The organism is Luteimonas terrae (assembly GCF_004358165.1).
GTDB lineage: Bacteria > Pseudomonadota > Gammaproteobacteria > Xanthomonadales > Xanthomonadaceae > Luteimonas > Luteimonas terrae.
This window is the reverse complement of record NZ_SMTG01000007.1, coordinates 71027-88243: the sequence shown is the minus strand read 5'-3', so window position 1 is coordinate 88243 and position 17217 is coordinate 71027. Positions and strand designations below refer to the sequence as shown.

The 17217-nt window shown below is 69.3% G+C and carries 15 protein-coding genes and 1 pseudogene; 9 read left to right on the top strand and 7 right to left on the bottom strand.

What is annotated here, in order from left to right; translation table 11 throughout:
- Window positions 1-87 precede the first annotated feature (87 nt).
- The gene (locus E2F49_RS14925; protein ID WP_165971254.1) at window positions 88-531 is read left to right on the top strand and encodes an I78 family peptidase inhibitor; all 444 of its coding nucleotides are present in this window, start codon (window positions 88-90) and stop codon (window positions 529-531) included.
- A gap of 66 nt (window positions 532-597) precedes the next feature.
- On the opposite strand, the gene E2F49_RS14920 is transcribed toward E2F49_RS14925, so the two are convergent.
- The 5 genes from E2F49_RS14920 to radC form a co-directional block, all read right to left on the bottom strand.
- The gene (locus E2F49_RS14920; RefSeq protein WP_133394624.1) at window positions 598-825 is read right to left on the bottom strand and encodes a hypothetical protein; all 228 of its coding nucleotides are present in this window, start codon (window positions 823-825) and stop codon (window positions 598-600) included.
- 86 nt (window positions 826-911) lie between these two features.
- Window positions 912-1718, bottom strand: coding sequence for a hypothetical protein (locus E2F49_RS14915; RefSeq protein WP_133394623.1), 807 nt, complete (start codon window positions 1716-1718; stop codon window positions 912-914).
- Window positions 1719-1900: 182 nt separating this feature from the next.
- Window positions 1901-3136, bottom strand: coding sequence for a lytic murein transglycosylase (locus E2F49_RS14910; protein WP_133394622.1), 1236 nt, complete (start codon window positions 3134-3136; stop codon window positions 1901-1903).
- Between the two features lie 88 nt (window positions 3137-3224).
- On the bottom strand, window positions 3225-3620 hold the full coding sequence (locus tag E2F49_RS14905; protein ID WP_133394621.1) for a YchJ family protein: 396 nt from the start codon (window positions 3618-3620) through the stop codon (window positions 3225-3227).
- 43 nt (window positions 3621-3663) lie between these two features.
- Window positions 3664-4338 carry a RadC family protein gene (gene radC, locus E2F49_RS14900; RefSeq protein WP_055250574.1) on the bottom strand — a complete coding sequence of 225 codons (675 nt, stop codon included), beginning with the start codon at window positions 4336-4338 and terminating at the stop codon, window positions 3664-3666.
- 174 nt (window positions 4339-4512) lie between these two features.
- On the opposite strand from radC, the pseudogene coaBC reads away from it, so the two are divergent.
- From coaBC to E2F49_RS14880, 4 genes and pseudogenes are all read left to right on the top strand, one after another.
- A pseudogene (gene coaBC, locus E2F49_RS14895) lies at window positions 4513-5729 on the top strand (bifunctional phosphopantothenoylcysteine decarboxylase/phosphopantothenate--cysteine ligase CoaBC).
- A complete protein-coding gene (gene dut, locus E2F49_RS14890) occupies window positions 5726-6199 on the top strand; it encodes a dUTP diphosphatase (RefSeq protein ID WP_133394620.1) in 474 nt (157 codons plus the stop codon). Before coaBC ends, dut begins: the two are co-directional and overlap by 4 nt.
- A gap of 12 nt (window positions 6200-6211) precedes the next feature.
- Window positions 6212-8551 carry a phosphomannomutase/phosphoglucomutase gene (locus tag E2F49_RS14885; RefSeq protein ID WP_133394619.1) on the top strand — a complete coding sequence of 780 codons (2340 nt, stop codon included), beginning with the start codon at window positions 6212-6214 and terminating at the stop codon, window positions 8549-8551.
- A 128-nt stretch (window positions 8552-8679) separates the two neighbouring features.
- Window positions 8680-9540 (top strand): DNA ligase, encoded by an 861-nt coding sequence (locus E2F49_RS14880; RefSeq protein WP_133394618.1) that lies wholly within the window; start codon window positions 8680-8682, stop codon window positions 9538-9540.
- 222 nt (window positions 9541-9762) lie between these two features.
- Here E2F49_RS14880 and E2F49_RS14875 read toward each other — a convergent pair whose 3' ends face one another.
- Entirely contained in the window at window positions 9763-10731 is a 969-nt protein-coding gene (locus tag E2F49_RS14875; protein WP_133394617.1) for a LysR family transcriptional regulator, read from the bottom strand.
- 123 nt (window positions 10732-10854) lie between these two features.
- Between E2F49_RS14875 and aceB the strand changes: the two genes are divergently transcribed.
- The 4 genes from aceB to E2F49_RS14855 all read left to right on the top strand — a co-directional run bounded on the left by aceB (window position 10855) and on the right by E2F49_RS14855 (window position 14928).
- Window positions 10855-12474: a malate synthase A gene (gene aceB / locus E2F49_RS14870; protein ID WP_425481394.1), complete on the top strand. Its 1620-nt coding sequence runs from the start codon at window positions 10855-10857 to the stop codon at window positions 12472-12474.
- A gap of 74 nt (window positions 12475-12548) precedes the next feature.
- Window positions 12549-13880: an isocitrate lyase gene (gene aceA / locus E2F49_RS14865; RefSeq protein ID WP_133394616.1), complete on the top strand. Its 1332-nt coding sequence runs from the start codon at window positions 12549-12551 to the stop codon at window positions 13878-13880.
- 88 nt (window positions 13881-13968) lie between these two features.
- Window positions 13969-14418, top strand: a complete 450-nt coding sequence (locus tag E2F49_RS14860) for a hypothetical protein (RefSeq protein ID WP_133394615.1) — start codon at window positions 13969-13971, stop codon at window positions 14416-14418.
- A gap of 195 nt (window positions 14419-14613) precedes the next feature.
- Window positions 14614-14928, top strand: a complete 315-nt coding sequence (locus E2F49_RS14855; protein WP_133394614.1) for a hypothetical protein — start codon at window positions 14614-14616, stop codon at window positions 14926-14928.
- Window positions 14929-14985: 57 nt separating this feature from the next.
- Here E2F49_RS14855 and E2F49_RS14850 read toward each other — a convergent pair whose 3' ends face one another.
- Window positions 14986-17082, bottom strand: coding sequence for a S9 family peptidase (locus tag E2F49_RS14850; protein ID WP_133394613.1), 2097 nt, complete (start codon window positions 17080-17082; stop codon window positions 14986-14988).
- Between the last annotated feature and the right edge of the window lie 135 nt (window positions 17083-17217).

Below are 17217 nucleotides of genomic sequence, written 5' to 3'. Positions count from 1 at the left end.
ACAGTGGGCCGGCCATCATGCCGCATGTGGTCGAACGCGCTGCCGATTGGCTACAGTGGCCACCGGTTCCCCCATCAGGAGCATTCGATGACACGACGTTTCCGTATCGCGCCGCCGTCCGTGCTGGCCGCCGCCCTCGTCCCGCTGCTGGCGCTGGCCGCCTGTTCGCCTGCGCCGGAAGAAGGCTTCGAGGAAGAACAGCCCGCGGCGACGCCGGCCGATGCCGACACCGGCGCCGGCTCGGCGATCGAGACCGACACCGCGCAGGCCGAGATCGGCGATGCCGCGCCCGACGCCGCGAACGCACCGGCCGGCGCGCCTGGCGAGACGCCCTGCGACACCGAGGCGGTGCAGAGCCTGATCGGCACCCAGGGCAGCGAAACCGTCTACGCCAAGGCCATGCAGGACGCGGGTGCCAAGGCGCACCGCGCACTGGGCCCGACCGACATGGCGACGATGGATTTCCGTCCCGACCGTCTGAACATCGATCTGGATGCCGACGGCAAGATCACCGGCTTCCGCTGCGGCTGATCGGCGCGTCCGTTGCACACCGAACGCCCGGTTTTCGCCGAGCGTTCTGCGTTCTGCAACCGCGACTCAGCGCTCGTCGCGCGGACGCTTGAAATCGATCGGCTGGCCTTCGGACTTCGTGCTCCACGCACCGCTGGTGCTGCGTTCGCAGTCGCGCGACACCGGTTCGCCGGGCTGGCTGGGGCGGCTGGCGCACAGGGGATTGGCATCGACCGCGGCGTTGGTGTCGCGGTATTCGTAGGAGCTGCAGGCGGCGAGCAGGGCGATCAGGCCCAGTGCGAATGGCGTGCGCATGACGCGGGTGTCCGTCCTCGAGAGGCACCGACCATCGCAGATCGCCCGCGTACCGGCAATCCGGCGGCGGGCACGGGCGCCGTGGATCAGCGGCGGCTGGCGACGAGCCGGGTGACGTCGACGGCGAGCTGTTCGACCGCATCGCCGAACCGGTCGTGGCCCCCGCTGGCGTAGGCGCCGCGACCGCTCGACAGCGTGTCGGCGATGCCGCCCGCGATGTCGCGCGCCTGGTCCAGCCGACCGCCCAGCGCGCTGTCGATGGCCGAGGCCGCATCCGCGGCACTGGCGAAGTGGCCGCCGGCCACGCCGTCCATCAGACCGCGCGCGGCCGACTGCACGTCGGTCAACGAGCGCGCGATCGCGCCGATGTCGCCGATGTCCGGCGCACGCCCGTTGGTCAGCGCCCCGCTGGCCAGGCCCGCCAGGGCGTCCTGCACCGACACGTTCGCGCCGGGAATCCGCCCGGCAAGCTGGTCGATCGCCAGGTTCGCCAACGGCTGCATGGCCGCCGGCAGCGTGTCGGCGACCGCGCCGCGCGCCGCTTCGGTCAGGCTGCCGCCGACGAGACCGTTAACCACGCCCATCACCGCGCCGGGCAGGCCTCCGGTGAGCATGCCGACGACCGCCGCGCCGACGATGCCCTGCAGATCCTTGGGGTCGATCCCCAATGCGTTCGCCAGGCCATCGAGTGCGGCGTCGAGCCCGAGCGCGTCGGCTGCGGTACCAAGCGCATTGCTGATCGCCGCGCCCAGTGTGTCGACGGCGGCGTCGACCGCGGTACCGACCGCATCGGCGGCGGCACCGAGCGCGTCACTGGCCGAGGATGCGGCGTTCGCGCCGCTGCTACCGCCGTCGTTGCCGACGCCACCGGCGCCGTCGCTTCCATCGCTCATGGGACTCTCCAGGCCGAGGAACGCCCTCGACTTTAGATACGCGCCATGACGATCACAGCTGGTGGCGACCCGAGGTCGGCCACTTAGCGCGCGTCGCCGGTCACAGTTCGGGACACCGGTGCGCGCGGTGCCCGGCGTCGCTGCGGTGCGCTGGCGTGCGTAGAGCCGGCGCGGGCGTCGCCTCAGCGTCCGGCCTTGAGCGCCTGCAGGATGCGCATGCCGGCGCGGCCATCGCCGGGCGTCAGGCCGATCCGCTGCTGCTCGCTCTGGATCGCACGACGCGTCGCGGTGCCGATCATGCCGTCGACCTCGCCGATGGCGTGGCCACGCGCCAGCAGCAGCGTCTGCAGCTCGCGCCGCTGGGCGCGAGACAGGCCGGGATCGTCGGTCGGCCACGGTGTCGCCAGGCCGCTGCCGCCGCGCAGGCGGTCGGCCAGCGTCGCGATCGCCAGCGCGTAGCTCTCGGCGGCGTTGTAGCTGTAGATCGCGTCGTAGTTACGGAACACGATGAATGCCGGACCGCGCGCGCCGGTCGGCGCGATCACCGCCGCGCGCGTGTCGCCCGAGGGCAACGCGCCGCCGTCGACGCGGGTGATGCCGCGCGCGGTCCAGTCGGCGACGGTCTTGCGGCTGGTCCGGCCCGCCTCGGCGATGTTGAAGCCCGCCGGCAGTTTCACTTCGAAGCCCCAGGGTCGACCGGTCTGCCAGCCGCTGCGCTTGAGATAGTTCGCCGTCGAGGCCAGCGCATCGGGAATGCTGTCGACGAGATCACGGCGCCCGTCGCCGTCGAAATCGACCGCGATCCGCGCATAGGTGCTGGGCATGAACTGCGTGTGCCCGAACGCACCGGCCCAGGACCCGGTGGTGTCGCGATTCTGCAGATCGCCGTCGTGCATCAGCTTGAGCAGGGCGAGGAATTCGCCGCGGAAGAACGGCTGGCGGCGGCCGTTGCAGGCCAGCGTCGCCAGCGACACGCGCAAGGGCCGCTTGCCGGAGATGCGGCCGTAGTCGCTCTCCACGCCCCAGACCGCGACCACGGTTTCGGCGTCCACGCCGTACTGCGCGGCGACGCGATCGAGCAGGGCGCGGTGCTCGGCCAGGCGCGCACGTCCGTCGGCGACGCGCTGGTCGTCGACGAGACCAGCGAGGTAATCCCACAGCGGCGTCGTGAACTCCGGCTGCGAGTCCAGCAGCGGCAGCACGCTCATGTCCGGCGTCACGTCCGCCAGTGCGTCGAAGGCCGCCGGCGGAATGCCGGCTTTCGCCGCGTCACCGCGGATGCCGGCCATGCAGCGCGCGAACGCGTTCATGTCGGCCGCGGGCACGGGCGCAGGCGGCGGGGTCTGCGCAGCGACGTGGCCGGCGCACAGCAGCAGGCCGGCCACGACGGCAGATGCGGAACGACGGAAACGGGGCATGCGGACATCCTGCGTGGGCCAAGGCCATCCACTGTGCCCGAGCCGGCGTCGCGGTGGCGGCGACGCTGCGGCCGGTTTCATGCAGCGCTCAGTCGAGATCGCCGTCGACGTAGAACCAGCGCCCGTCCTCGCGCACGAAGCGGCTGCGCTCGCGCATGCGCACGACGCTGCCGCCGCCGATGCGGTACTTCGCGACGAACGTCACTTCGGCGCGATCGGCGTCGATGATCGCGTGGCGCTTGACGTCCAGGCCCAGCCAGACCGGCTGCGGCCCGTCGAAGTCGAGGTCGGCAGGACGTGTCGACGCATGCCAGCTCGCACGCAGGTAGTCGACGTCGCGCCGGGTGTAGGCGACGTAGCGCGTGCGCATCAACGCTTCGGCATCCGGCGCCGCGGCGCCGGCATGCAGCGCGCCGCAGCAGTCGGCATACGGGCGTGGACGCCCGCAAGGGCAGGGATCGTTGACGGCAGGGGAGGTCGACATGCCCGCAGTGTGCGCAGCCGCGGCACGCGCGCCAAGTCGCCGCCTAGACCCAGCCGCGTGCGGCCATCGACACCGCGGCGCCGTCGCCGACGACGAAATGGTCGAGCAGGCGCACGTCGACCAGCGCCAGCGCCTGCTTGAGTTGCGCGGTCACTGCGCGATCGGCCGCGCTGGGTTCGCGGCTGCCGCTGGGATGGTTGTGGCCCACGATCACCGCGGCCGCGTTGTGTGCCAGCGCGCGGCGTACGACCTCGCGCGGATGCACTTCGGCGCCGTCGATCGTGCCGCGGAACAGTTCCTCGAAGGCGATCGCGCGATGGCGCGTGTCGAGGAACAGGGCGGCGAAGACTTCGTGGGGCTGGCTGCGCAGGCGCTGCGAAAAATAGCGGCCGGCGACCGACGGGTCACTCATGGCCTCGCCGCGCGCGAGATCGGCGGCCAGCACGCGGTTGCCGAGTTCCAGCGCCGCGCTCAGCGCACACGCACGCGCAGGGCCGAGGCCGGGCAGGGCAGACAGCCCCTTGGCGCCACGTTCGATCAGCACCCGCAGTGGGCCATGCGCGGCCAGCAACTGGCGTGCGGTGGCGACCGCATCCTGCCCGCGCAGCCCCGAGCCGAGGAAGATCGCCAGCAGTTCGGCATCCGACAGCGCGGCCGCGCCGTGACCCAGCAACTTTTCGCGCGGCCGTTCGTCGGCCGGCCATTCGCGGATGTGCATGTGCGTCGCCCCGGAAGAACGCCGGCGCGGGCGGCACGTCCCAGGGGAAGGCGCGCGCCGTCGCCCGCACCGGCGAAGTATCCATTGCAGCGTCCGCATCGTGCGCCGGCTGCCGGGCGCGGGTGCCGCTTCGGGTAAGCTGTCGGCCGGTTTTCCGGTAGGACTTTCGCCGCGATGGGCGACGCCACGACTCCGCTGCACGGGCAGCGCATCCTGCTGTGCGTCTGCGGCGGCATCGCCGTCTACAAGGCCGCCGATCTCGTCCGGCGCCTGCGCGATGCCGGCGCCGAAGTGCGCGTGGCGATGACCGACAGCGCGCAGCAGTTCGTCTCGGCGACGACCTTCCAGGCCGTCTCGCACAATGCCGTGCGCACAACGCTGTGGGACGCCGGCGCGGAAGCGGCGATGGGCCACATCGAACTCGCGCGCTGGGCGACGCGCATCGTCGTGGCGCCGGCGACGGCGAACACGATCGCCAAGCTCGCCAACGGGTTCGCCGACAACCTCGTGACGACGTTGTGTCTGGCGACGACGGCGCCGTTGACCGTGTGTCCGGCGATGAACCACCGCATGTGGCTGCACCCGGCGACGCAGGCGAACGTCACGCTGCTGCGCGAGCGTGGTGCACAGATCATCGGCCCGGACGACGGCCCGTTGGCCGAGGGCGAATCCGGCCCCGGTCGTCTGGCCGAACCGCAGGCGATCGTCGCCGCCTTGCCCGCATGAGCGATGCGCTCGCCGGCCGCCGCGTGCTGGTCACCGCCGGTCCGACCTTCGAGGATCTGGACCCGGTCCGGTTTCTCGGCAACCGCAGCAGCGGCAAGATGGGATTCGCGATCGCCGCGGCCGCGCACCGTGCCGGCGCCGAGGTGGTGCTGGTCGCCGGCCCCGTCCACCTGCCCACGCCCGATGGCGTGCAGCGCATCGACGTGCGCTCGGCCGCGCAGATGCATGCCGCGGTGTTCGGCGCATTGCCGGCCGATGTCTACATCGGCGCGGCCGCGGTGGCGGATTTCACGCCGGCGCGCATCGCGTCTTCGAAGATCAAGAAGCGCCCCGGCGAAGACGGCCTCACGCTGCAGCTGGTGCGCACGCGCGACATCCTCGCCGAGGTCGCCGCCGCCACGTCGCGACCGGCGCTGGTGGTCGGCTTTGCCGCCGAGACCGACGACGTCGATGACAATGCCCGCGGCAAGCTCGCGGCCAAACGCGTCGACCTGATCGCTGCCAATCGCGTCGGCGTCTCCGGCAGCGGCTTCGAAAGCGACGACAACACGCTGCTGGTGCACGACGCCGCAGGGCACGTGCAGCTCGGCCCCGCTTCCAAGGCCGAGATCGCCGACCGTCTGGTCGCGCTGGTCGCGGCCCGCCTCGCACAGGAACCCCGATGAGCCGCGCTTCCAATGACTGTGTCCTCGATGTCCGCGTCCTCGACGCCCGCTTCGGCCAGCAGTGGCCGCTGCCGGCCTACGCCACCGACGGCAGTGCCGGTCTGGACCTGCGCGCCGCGCTCGACGAGCCGCTGACGCTGCTGCCCGGCGACGCCTCGCTGATTCCCTCGGGTCTGGCCATCCACATCGGCGATCCCGGCCTGTGCGCGGTGGTGCTGCCGCGCTCGGGCCTGGGCCACAAGCACGGCATCGTGCTCGGCAACGGCACCGGGCTCATCGACGCCGACTACCAGGGACCGCTGATGATCAGCATCTGGCACCGGGGCAAGGACGCGTTCACGATCGAACCGGGCGACCGGATTGCGCAGCTGGTCATGCTTCCGGTCGTGCGGGCGACCCTGAATGTGGTGGATACTTTCGTCGAAACCGCACGCGGGGCCGGGGGGTTCGGCCATTCCGGCGTGCGCTGACGGGGAATGCACATGAGCGAGAAGGAACCGCGGCAGGCAGGCGTACTGGCGGCGCAACTGCGTCAGGCCATGCCGTTGCTGGCCGTGCTGCTGGCCGTGCTGGCGGTGTGGTTCGCATGGAGCGGCTGGCAGCAGCTGCGCGGCGAACAGCGCACGGCGGCGGCGGAACAGGGACGTGATGCCGCGGTGGCGGCGACGCAGCAGGCGCTCGGCGCCGAGCTCAGGCGCATCGACGAACGTCTCGCCGATGCGGCCGTGCAGAGCGCGCTGGCCGCGGGCGATCTCGACGCCGCCGCCCAGGTGCTGGCGCACGGATGGGCCGGCGTGGAGTCCGCCGCCATCGTGCCGGCCGATCTGAGAACCGCCTACGCCGCCCTCGAAGAAGGCGGCTACGGACGCCTGTCCGCATTGCAGGCCGCACTGGTCGACGGGCGAGCATCGCTGGCGATTGCCCAGGTCGACGGCGCGCCGCGCGTGCTGGTCGCCGCGCCCGCGAGCGTGGACACGCGTCTGGTCGGCATCGCCCTGGTGCAGCTGCCGCTGTCGCTGGCGACGGCCGGTCTGGAGGCCGCACCGCTCGACAGGGCGACCTATCTCGCATTGCGACAGGGCAACCACACCATCCTGGCGCGGGGCGACGAGGGCCTGTCGAACGTGGCCGCCCGCATGGCGCAGCCGATTCCCGGCACGCCGCTGCGCATCGCGGCCGCGGTCCCGCGGGTCGAACCGCCGCCGATCGCGCTGGGCGCCATCCCGTTGCTGGCCGTTGCCGGCGTGCTGTTGCTGCTGGCCGTCGTGGCCTGGCGCATGCCGCGTGGCGCCGCGCCGGGCGCGAAGGTCGAAGACAGCACGCCGACATTCGCCGAATCGTTGCGCGCGCCGCCGCCCGTCGATGCTGGCGAAGGCGAGGACGGCGCACCGCCGCCGCTGCCCGTGCGCAGCGAGGCACCGAAGAAGAAGGCCGCGCCGTCGTCGGTGGTGCTAGACCCCTCGATCTTCCGCGCCTACGACATCCGCGGTGTGGTCGGCACGACGCTCGATGCCGGCGTCGCCGAACTGATCGGCCAGGCCGTCGGCTCGCTGATGCGCGAGCAGGACCTGACCGACATCGTCGTCGGCCGGGATGGCCGGCTGTCGGGGCCCGACATGGTCGCCGGCCTGATCGCCGGTCTGCGCAAGGCCGGTCGCAACGTCATCGACATCGGCCTGGCGCCGACCCCGGTGGTCTATTTCGGTGCCTACCACCTGCGCACCGGCTGCTGCATCTCGGTGACCGGCAGCCACAACCCGCCGGACTACAACGGCTTCAAGATCGTCGTCGGCGGCGAGACGCTGTCGGGTGATGCGATCACCGATCTGCACACGCGCGTCGCCGACGACCGCCTGCACGTCGCACCACAGCCGGGCAGCGTGTCCGAGCGCGACATCGGCGAGGACTACGTGCGCCGCATTGCCGACGACATCCAGATTGCGCGGCCGCTCAAGGTGGTCGTCGACGCCGGCAACGGCGTCGCCGGCGAGCTCGGCCCGCGCGTGCTCGAGGCCATCGGCGCCGGGGTCGTGCCGCTGTACTGCGACATCGACGGCGCCTTCCCCAATCACCATCCCGACCCGAGCGAGCCGCACAACCTCGAGGATCTGGTCCGCACGGTGCAGCGTTTCGACGCGGACCTCGGCATTGCCTTCGACGGCGACGGCGACCGCCTCGGCGTGGTGACGAAGGACGGCGAGAACATCTTCGCCGACCGCCTGCTGATGCTGTTCGCGGCCGACGTGCTGGAGCGCAATCCGGGCGCGATGATCGTGTTCGACGTGAAGTGCACCGGCCGCCTGCCGGGCCACGTGCTGCGTCACGGCGGCAGCCCGCTGATGTGGAAGACCGGCCACTCGCTGATCAAGGCCAAGATGCGCGAGACCGGTGCCGAACTGGCGGGCGAGATGAGCGGCCACTTCTTCTTCTCCGAGCGCTGGTACGGCTTCGACGACGGCATCTACGCCGCCGCGCGTCTGCTCGAGATCCTTGCGCTCGACGACGATCCGTCGGCCACGCTCAAGGCCCTGCCGAACGGCGTGTCGACGGCCGAGATCAAGGTGCCGGCACCGAACGACGACCCGCACGGCTTCGTCGCGCGCGTGCAGGCCGAGGCCGCGTTCGACGGCGCGCGCCTGTCGACGATCGACGGCGTGCGCGCCGACTGGAACGACGGCTGGGGCCTGGTGCGCGCGTCCAACACCACGCCGGTGCTGGTGCTGCGCTTCGACGCCGACAGCCGCGATGCGCTGCTGCGCATCCAGCAGACCTTCCGCGAGCAGTTGCTGGCGATCGATCCGGAGCTGAAGCTGGGGTTCTGAGTGGCGCCGCATCGGATTCCGATGTGGCGTTACGGCACCCGCCGACACAGGGGCCCGTGATGAAGTGATCGTGCCGGTCTGCATAGTCGACGCACGCTGGCCTGCCTCGTGCTCGCCGGAGTCTGCCGATGCCAGTCCGCTTCTCCGCGATCGCGTGGTTGCTGGGTCTGCTGCTGTGCCTCCCTGTTGCACCGCCGGCGATTTCGGCACCGCCCGCCCTGATGCTGGCCCGTGATCTCGGCAGTACGCGGATCGACGTGCCGGCCTACTACGTCAGCGAGAAATACGACGGTGTGCGTGCGCGCTGGGACGGACGCGCGCTGTGGACCCGCGGGGGCTATCGCATCGTCGCGCCGGCGGAGTTCACCGCGGGCTGGCCGGGCACGCCGATGGACGGCGAGCTGTGGATCGCACGCGGGCAGTTCGATCGCGTCAGCGGCATCGTGCGCAGTACGCGGGCTGACGCCGCTGCATGGGCCGAGGTGCGCTTCATGGTGTTCGACCTGCCCACACATCCGGGCACGTTCGGCGAGCGCGTCGAGGCGATGCATGCATTGGTGGCGCGTGCCGGCCACGCGCAGCTGCGGATGGTCGAACAGACGCGTGTCGCCACGCGCGCGTCACTGGATGCGCGGCTGGCTGCGGTCGTCGCGGCGGGCGGCGAAGGCCTGATGCTGCACCACGCCGATGCGCGCTATGGCGTCGGTCGCAGCAACGCGTTGTTCAAGCTCAAGCCGCATGACGATGCCGAGGCGCGGGTCGTCGCGCATGCGCCGGGGAACGGCAAGTACACCGGCATGCTGGGCGCGCTGATCGTCGAGCACCACGACGGCCGGCAATTCCGCATCGGCAGCGGCTTCAGCGATGCGCAACGCGCCGATCCGCCGCCGCCGGGCAGCTGGGTGACCTACCGCTACAACGGGCTGACTTCGACCGGTCTGCCGCGCTTTGCACGATTCCTGCGGGTGCGCGACGAGATGCCACCCTGAGCGCCTGTTCAAAGTCCTGCTGCGCTTGCCAGCTGGCGCGCGTGCGGTGCTCGAAGGTGCCGCCGCAGAGCGGCACCTGACAGCGCTTGTCGCTGGCCCGAAGGGTGGCCGCTCGCGGCCACCAATGCTCACGTACCTGCACGTACGCTGCGCTTTCTGCGCGCCGCCGCGCGCCATCTGCCTGCGCTCGCGACGGACGTTGAACAGGCTCAGTTCCTGTCGTCAGCGCTCCGAATGCCCCGCATCCTCGTGGTCGCGGCGCACGAACAGGTCCGGTCGGATCAGTTCGATGAAGGCCCGCGCCTGCGGCGACAGCACCTTGCCCTTGCGCACCACCACGCCGTAGCTGCGGGCGGGAAACCAGTCGGTCACCGGGCGCGTCGCCAGGCGTTCGCCATCGCTGTCGTCGAGGCAGATCGAGCTGACGATCGAGATGCCCATGCCCATCGCCACGTACTGCTTGATGACCTCCCAGCCGCCGACTTCCAGCGCCACGGTGTAGGGCACGCGGGCCTGCTGGAACACCTGGTCGACGAGGCGGTAGGTGATCTGGCGCTTCGGCGGCAGGATCAGACCGTAGCGGCCGATCTCTTCCAGCGTGAGCCGTTTCGCGCGGGCGAGCGCGTGGTCGGGCGGAGTCAGCAGGATGGGGTCGAAGCGGTAGACCGGTGCATAGCTGAGGTCGGCCGGCACATCGACCATCGAGCCGACGACGAGGTCCACCGCATCGTTGCGCAGCAGGTCGGTGCCGTCGGCGGTGATCGCGTCCTGCAGGGTCAGGCGCACGTCCGGATGCTGGCGGCGGAACAGATCGACGATGCGCGGCAGCAGGTAGAGGATCGTCGAGCTGTTGGCGGCGACCGTCAGCTCGCCGGCATCCAGCCCGCCGACCTCGCGCCGGAAGGCCGCCGGCAGGCCGTCGATGCCTTCGACCAGCGGCATCGCCAGTGCGTAGAGCACTTCGCCCTCGCGGGTCGGCACCAGGCGGCGGCCGCTGCGCTCGAGCAGCTTGACGCCGAGCTCCCGTTCGAGCGCCTGCAGCTGCAGCGAGATCGCCGGCTGACTGACGTACAGCGCCTCGGCCGCCCGTGAGACTGAACCCAGCCGGGTCGTCTGGCAGAACGCACGCAGGGGTTTGAGGCGATCGCTCTTGTACGGAAACCGCAGCTCCGACGGGGACTTGGAGGACATAGGCTCGCTCATATAAGCCCAGCTGATGTTAGGCATTGACAGAACTCGTTTGTCAAATAATCCCTATCGGAGGACGGTCTGCTGCACCGCAAAACCGCGTTGCAGATCCAAAGGACCGCTGCCGTGAATGCCGTCATCAAGCCGTTCCCGCTCATCTCCGGCCCCACCGCGACCGTGCCGGCCGATGCACCGGCCGACCTGTTCGATCCGGCATCGCTGGCCCTCCTCGGCGAGCTCCATGCCGGCTTCGAGTCCCGACGCCAGGTCCTGCTGGCCGAACGCCGCACCCGTCAGGCCGCGTTCGATGCCGGCGCGTTGCCGGACTTCCGGACCGATACCCGCGGCATCCGCGATTCCGAGTGGCGCGTCGCGCCGCTGCCGGTCGCGCTGCGCGACCGCCGGGTCGAGATCACCGGCCCGGTCGATCCGAAGATGGTCATCAACGCGCTGAACTCCGGCGCCAACTGCTACATGGCCGACTTCGAGGATTCCACCTCGCCGACTTGGGACAACCTGCTGACCGGCCAGCGCGCGCTGCGCGAGGCCATCAAAGGCACGCTGGAATTCACATCGCCGGCCGGCAAGCGCTACGCCCTCAAGCCCGAGGACCAGCGCGCGGTGCTGATCGTGCGGCCGCGCGGCTGGCATCTCGACGAGAAGCATGTGCGCATCGACGGCGAAGCGATGTCGGCCGCGCTGTTCGACGCCGGCCTGTTCGCGTTCCACAACGCGCATGCGCTGGCGGCCAGGGACAGCGGCCCCTACTTATACATCCCCAAGCTGCAGTCGATGGAAGAGGCGCAGCTGTGGAACGACGTGCTGGCCCACATCGAACGCGCGCTGGGCCTGCCGGCCGGGCAGATCCGCGTGACCGTGCTGATCGAGACGCTGCCGGCGGTGTTCGAGATGGACGAGATCCTGCACGCGCTGAAGGACCGCATCGCCGGCCTCAACTGCGGGCGGTGGGATTACATCTTTTCCTATCTCAAGACCTTCCAGCGCCATCGCGATCGTGTGTTGCCCGAACGTGCGCAGGTCACGATGACGCAGCCCTTCCTCAAGGCTTACTCGGAACTGCTGGTGCAGACATGCCACCGCCGCGGCGCGCACGCGATGGGCGGCATGGCGGCGCAGATTCCGATCGCCGGCGACGCTGCGGCCAACGATGCAGCGATGGCGCGCGTGCGCGCCGACAAGCTGCGCGAAGTCACGGCCGGGCACGACGGCACCTGGGTCGCGCATCCGGCGCTGATCCCGCTGGCGAAGCAGATCTTCGACGAACGCATGCGCGGCCCGCACCAGCACGCGATGACGCGCGACGACGTGCTGGTCGACCGCGACGATTTGATCGCACCGTCGATCGGCACGATCACGCGCGCCGGATTCGACGGCAATGTCGAAGTCTGCGTGCGTTATCTCGCCGCCTGGCTCGACGGCAACGGCTGCGTGCCGATCCACCACATGATGGAAGACGCCGCGACCGCCGAGATCGCGCGTGCGCAGCTGTGGCAGTGGATCCACTTCGCCGACGACGGCCACGCGCCGCTGCATCTCGACGACGGCACCGCGATCGACGAGGCCCTGCTCGACCGTGTGCTGTTGTCGCTGCCCTCGAAGCTCACCGGACAGGACATCCCGGGCGCGGCGCGTGTGCCCGAAGCCATTGCGCTGCTGGAAGACCTGACGCATCGCAAGACGCTCGAGGACTTTCTCACGCAGCCGGCGTACGCGCGCCTCGACTGACCCAGTGCCGTGGGCGCGGCCTTGGCCGCTTCCTCACATTCCGATTCCGCATCCGCCTTCGTAGGAGTTCCGCCATGCGCACCCGCCAGCAACAGATCGACGCCCTGCAGCAGGACTGGACCACCAACCCGCGCTGGAACGGCATCCAGCGTCCGTATTCGGCCGCCGACGTCGTGCGCCTGCGCGGCAGCGTGCAGCCCGAGTACACGCTGGCAAGGCGCGGCGCCGAGAAGTTGTGGAATCTCGTCAATGGCGACGCGAAGAAGGGCTACGTCAACGCCTTCGGCGCGATCAGTGCCGGCCAGGCGATGCAGCAGGCCAAGGCCGGTCTGGAAGCGGTGTATCTGTCGGGTTGGCAGGTCGCTGCCGACGGCAACACCTCCGAGACCATGTATCCGGACCAGTCGCTGTACGCCTACGACTCGGTGCCGACGATGGTCCGTCGCATCAACAACACCTTCCAGCGCGCCGACGAGATCCAGTGGAAGAACATCGCCGACGGCAAGCTCGACGAGCGCGACGCGATCGACTTCTTCCTGCCGATCGTCGCCGACGGCGAGGCCGGTTTCGGCGGCGTGCTCAACGCCTACGAACTGATGAAGAACATGCTCGTCGCCGGCGCCGCGGGCGTGCATTTCGAGGACCAACTGGCCGCGGTCAAGAAGTGCGGCCACATGGGCGGCAAGGTGCTGGTGCCCACGCAGGAGGCCGTGCAGAAACTGGTCGCCGCGCGTCTGGCCGCCGACGTGCTCGGCGTACCCGCGATCGTGCTGGCGCGCACCGATGCCGAAGCCGCGAACCTGCTGACCTCCGACTTCGACGCCAACGATGCGCCCTTCGTCACCGGCGAGCGCACGAGCGAGGGTTTCTACAAGGTGCGCAACGGTCTGGAACAGGCGATCAGCCGAGGCGTCGCGTACGCGCCGTACGCGGACCTGGTCTGGTGCGAGACCGGCACACCCGACATCGGCTTCGCCCGCGAATTCGCCCAGGCGGTGCATGCCAAGAGCCCCGGCAAGCTGCTGAGCTACAACTGCTCGCCGAGCTTCAACTGGAAGAAGAATCTCGACGATCGCCAGATCGCGAACTTCCAGGACGAGCTGTCGGCGCTGGGCTACAAGTTCCAGTTCATCACGCTGGCCGGCATCCACATCAACTGGTTCAACAGCTTCCAGTTCGCCCACGACTACGCGCGTGGCGAAGGCATGCGCCATTACGTCGAGCAGGTGCAGGAGCGCGAGTTCGCCGCGCGCGACAAGGGCTACACCTTCGTCTCGCACCAGCAGGAGGTCGGCGCCGGTTACTTCGACGACGTGACCACGGTGATCCAGGGCGGTGCGTCGAGCGTGACCGCGCTGACCGGCTCGACCGAAGAAGAGCAGTTCTACGAAACCAGGGCAGCCTGACGTCGACGGCTCCGGGCTCTGGCGGGAGCCGCTCGTCGTGGTGCATGAATCGGTTTACGCTGCGAAAACCGCCCTCCAGGTGAGTGCCATGTGGAAGAAGATCGCCTTACCGCTGTTTCTCGTTCTGCTGGCTTCCGGCGCCAGCGCAGCCGACAGGACACCGTCTCATCACGACGCGAGTGCGATCCGGGCACAGCAGGCCGAGATCCGTGGAGAAGTTCTCTCAGGATCGCCTCGTTACGGCCGTCTCGACGAGGCTTCCCGGCTGGAGCTTCTGAAGCTTCAGGATCGTGTCGCCGGGCTGCTCGGCGGGGTGGACAGCACACGGGATCTTTCCGAGCGACGTCAGATCGAATTGTTCAATGCGTTGGAGTCGATCTCCGCACTCGTCAATAACGATCCGGGCGGCCGCCTGGAATGTTGGCGTGAACGGCCGGTCGGGAAGCTGCAGCTCGAGACGCGTTGTGCCACCGCACGCGGACTCCATGCGCAGAATCAGACCTATCAGCGGGTCTGGAGGCGTGCTGGTCAGCGGTAGCGGGAGAATGGAATATCAGCGCTATAGTCGCGGCGATAATCTGAATACGGCGCTCCTCGCCTGTGACGGTGGGCATCCGCCGGGATCGCGGAGTGAAGCGCGAAATGCCGCCCAAACGCCAGATCCCGACTATCGAAAAAGCGGCTGGATCTTCTACCCTGCGGCTCTGGACGCCCTTTCATGCAGGAGCAGGCAATGCGTAGTTCGAACGGTGTATTTCTCTCGGTGGTGCTCACGAGCCTCGCGGTGTTCGGCTCGGATGTGCTCGCATCGGATGTACCGAAGCCTGCCCCGCAGGAGATCGCGACGGCCCCGGCCGCTCCACTCGCCGAAGCACCTGCTTCTCCGGACAACGATCGCATCGTCTGCACGCGCGAACGCAGCATCGGCAGCAACCGCGTCCAGAAGATCTGCAGGAAGGCCTCGGAAATGGCCACCCTGCGCGGCGACACCCAAGGCGCAATCCGCAACAACACCCGGCCAACGGGTCAGTTCTTCGAGAAAAACTGAACCAGCTCACCCACCGGGCGCCGGCGCCGGTCACGCGCGCCAGCGCCCGGGGCGTTGTTATTTGCGCACGTCCTGCGTATGCGACTTCAGCGCATCCGCAAGGCCCGGCACGCCGTCCGCGCCCGTCGGCACGGTGATGCTCGACCCCTTGAACTCCTCGCCGATCGGCTGCGAACGTCCGCCCAAGCACGTTTCGAGGAAGCCTTCGGCCACCGCGTTGAACGCCTTGTTGTTTTCCGGGCGGTGGAAGCCATGGCCCTCGTCGGGGAACAGCACGTAGGTCACCGGAATATTCTTGGCGGTCATTGCCTCGACGATCTGGTCGCTCTCGGCCTGCTTCACGCGCGGGTCGTTGGCGCCCTGGCCGATCAGCAACGGCCTGGTGATCGCGTCGGCACGGGTCAGAGGCGAACGCTCGGTCAGCCAGGCCTTGCCGGCCTCCGTGCGCGGGTCGCCCATGCGTTTGGTCAGCTGCTCGTAGAAGCTCGCCCAGTAGGGCGGCACCGTCGACAACAGCGTGTTGAGGTTGGCCGGGCCGACGATGTCGACGCCGCAAGCGAACGTGTCCGGTGTGAACGTCAGGCCGACCAGCGTGGCGTAGCCGCCGTAACTGCCGCCCATGATCGCGACCTTGTCGGACGTGGTGACGCCGCTGTCGACCGCCCACTGCACGGCGTCGATCAGATCGTCGTGCATCTTGCCGGCCCACTCGCCGTTGCCGGCGTTGGTGAAGTCCTTGCCGAAGCCGGTCGAGCCGCGGAAGTTCACGCTCAGCACTGCGTAACCGCGGTTCGCCAGCCACTGGTCCATCGAGCTGTAGCCGTAGCCATCACGGGCCCACGGTCCGCCGTGCACCAGCAGCACCATCGGCACCGGGGCATCGGCCTTGCCGTCGTTGTTGGCGTCCGCGTGCCGGGGCAGGGTGAGATAGCTGACGAGCGTCATGCCGTCGCGGGACTTCAGTTCCAGCGGCCACATCGGCACCAGCGGCTTGCCGTCGAGCGCAGGGCGGCCGGAGAACAGCTCGGTCAGCGTGCCTTCGGCGCCGGCCTCGCCGCGGTCGTAGCGGTAGTACTTCACCGGCGATTCGGCGGCCGAATAGGCAACCAGCCAATGCTGGTCGTCGAGCGTGCGGCTGTTGATCGAGACTTCGCCCGGACCGATCGCCTCGAGCTTGGCCAGATCGGCCTTGATCGCGTCGTCGAGCGTCGTCCATTCCTCGCGCAGATAGTTGACCGACACCGCCTGCACCGTGCCCGTGCGCGGATCGGTGAGGCTGCCGCCGACATCGGCGCGCGGGTCCTGGTGGATCAGCGTCTTGTCGCCGGTCGCGGTGTCGATCGCATACAGCGCAGCGGTGTTGCGCTCGCGAGAGTCCGACATGTACAGGGTCTTGCCGTCCTCGGTCAGGCCGGCCAGCGCCGTGGTCAGCACGTCCTCGAACGGGATGTCGTCCTGCTTTTCCCAAGCATCGCCATTGCGACGCAGGACATCCATGCCGCCGTCCGGGCGGCTGCGCGACGCATAGCGCAGCGCATAGTCGGCATCGGCAATGTAGCCGGCGATCTGGTCGGTGTTCTGCTCGACCAGGGTGCGTTCGCCGCTGGCGAGGTCGACCTTGTAGAGGTCATGCCACTGTGCATCGCGATCGTTCATGCCGACCAGCAGGGTGTCCGGCTGGCGATGGCTCACGCCGACGACCTGCGCGGTGGTCTTGGGAAACGGCGTCAGGTCGCGCGCTTCCCCGCCGGCGACGACGTCGACCGCGAAGAGATGGAAGTCCTCGTCGCCGCCGGTGTCGCGCAGGTACAACAACACGCCCGGCTTGTAGGTCCAGAAGTAGCTGCGGATGCCGCGCGCGGTGTCCTGGGTGACGGCCTTGGCCGCCGACGGATCGCTGGCCGGCGCCACCCAGACATTCATCGTGCCGTCGACCGGCGCGATCCAGCTCAGGTACTGCCCGTCCGGACTGAGCTGGACGCCGGCGCGTTCGGGATTGCCGAACAGCGCCTCGCGCGGGATCAGTTCGACGTCGGCCAGCGTGGTCGGCGCAGCGCCAGTCGCAGGCTGCGCGTCGGTTTCGGCGTTTTCGGTACGACCGCCGCAGGCGGTCAGCGCGACGGCGATGCCGGTCGCGAGAAGCAGTTGACGCATGGTGGATTTCCCCGGTGAGTGCTACACCGCGACGCTAGCGCGCGGCCCATTCAGACGTGTGTAAAACATGTTAATTCGATCCTGCGATTCTTCTGGGGATTGCACTGGACGTCGTTGCGGCCGGGGCATACATTC